Annotated in this window: 2 protein-coding genes; both read left to right on the forward strand. The window is 60.5% G+C overall.

What is annotated here, in order from left to right:
• Positions 1-433: hypothetical protein (locus AB0G56_RS42160; RefSeq protein WP_360981666.1), on the forward strand; the 433-nt coding region annotated here is incomplete at its 5' end.
• Between the two features lie 684 nt (positions 434-1117).
• The gene (locus tag AB0G56_RS42165; protein ID WP_360981669.1) at positions 1118-1303 is read left to right on the forward strand and encodes a helix-turn-helix domain-containing protein; all 186 of its coding nucleotides are present in this window, start codon (positions 1118-1120) and stop codon (positions 1301-1303) included.
• Positions 1304-1618 lie beyond the last annotated feature (315 nt).

The following is a 1618-nucleotide window of genomic DNA, read 5'->3' on the forward strand; positions in this document are numbered from 1 at the left end:
TGTGCTGGCAGGGGCCACGCCGGTCCTCGTCCACAATTGTGACGAGACTGATGTCACGACGGTATATCGAAAGCAGGACACGTCGATTTCGGCAACCCAGAGATTGTCCATTGATGCAGATGGAAATGTCTCGCATTCGGGCTCTGGTGCCCTGTTCCTGAATATGACTGGAAAGATCGACCACTCGCTTGGATTTAAAGGTGATCTGTTAATCGCGTTTGATGTGCCAACCTCCTATGTCAATGAGATTACCGGAGCGGCACTTCCTCAGCGCATGCCTCCCGGCTGGGCGGGGACCAAGCGTGAATGGAACTTTGCTCGCAAGATGGCTTCGGATGGATCTGACGGTGCCGGCCTTGTGGGGCTACGTGATCACCACATCCCTGGACTGATGGATGCAATAATCCCTGGGTCGGGTCGAATTATTGGATAGGGGTGCATGATGAGTCGTTATGACTTGTCCTTCGAGGGGGAGCGCTTGAAGCGGCGCCCCTCGGAGGATCCGATCGGCCTGCTCGGCCTGCTGATTGTCACGCCTGTCGCCGATCCTGCGAGATATGCAGAACGTCTTAGGAATTTGATCGGCGGGGCTGTCGAGGTCGCCAGGTCTACCGACTTCGAGCGCGATGACTTGCCGGTGGATTCGCTTCCGTCCTGGTTTCGCGAGCTTTCTAGAGGTGGCGGCGGGGGCGCCCAAGGCGATCCAGACGGGAGTGAAGGGAAGCGTAGGTATCTGGAAGCCAGGGAGGATCGCCCCTGGGATGTAGAGGAGTGGCTTTACTGCTTCGATCCGGATCTTCGGGCTTGGTCGTGGTGGGATGTCACCCTGGGCAGCCACGGATCCGTTTGCGTCTGGATCGACACGAAGGGTGAGGGTCATATTCCATGTGAGGAGCTTTGGTGGGCGATTTTTCTCGCAGGAGCAGGGGGTGTCGAGCCGCTAACGCTGGAAGCCTCCACAGTATGGAGTAGTCAGCCGAGCATTGGCCTATAAAACAGGTCAGCTCGTAGTTTGGGAGCCCCGTCGGATTGGTTTCCGGCGGGGCTCCCAAGGCGTCTGACGGCAGTACTGAACCTGAAAGCGTGATGTCGGGGTCGTTGGCCAGCCGAGGGCTTGGTGTGTGCGATAGACCTCGGGCGTGAGGTACGTACAGGGCGGGGCCTGACCGATGCCGGCAGGGCCGCACGGGAGCGCTTACGGCTTCGCGCCGTCGCACGCTTCGAGGGCGGGGACAGCAACAGTAGGCTCGCCGCCGCGTTGCGGGTGAGCGAGCGGTCGGTGGAGCGGTGGCGCCGGGCCTGACGGGAGCAGGGCGAATCCGGAGTGCTGCCGAAGGGGTCACCGGGCCGACCGAAGCTCAGTGAGGACCAGATTGCCCGATTGGAACGGGAGTTGGACGTGGCCCGCTGGCCCACGGCTGGTCTGACCAGCGGTGGGCCCTGGCACGGATCAAGACGCTGATCGGTCGGATGTTCCACGTCTCCGTGTGTCCTGAGCATGAGAGGGAGTTGGTTGTAGGAACAGCTTCCAATCATGGTGCTGTGTGGAAGATGAAGGTTTTTTTGGCCCTTCGGAGTCGCCCTGCGGGGGGAGGCTTCAAACCGCCTCATGCTGCGT

The organism is Streptomyces sp. NPDC021356, from assembly GCF_040641015.1.
In the GTDB taxonomy this organism is placed as follows: Bacteria; Actinomycetota; Actinomycetes; order Streptomycetales; family Streptomycetaceae; genus Streptomyces.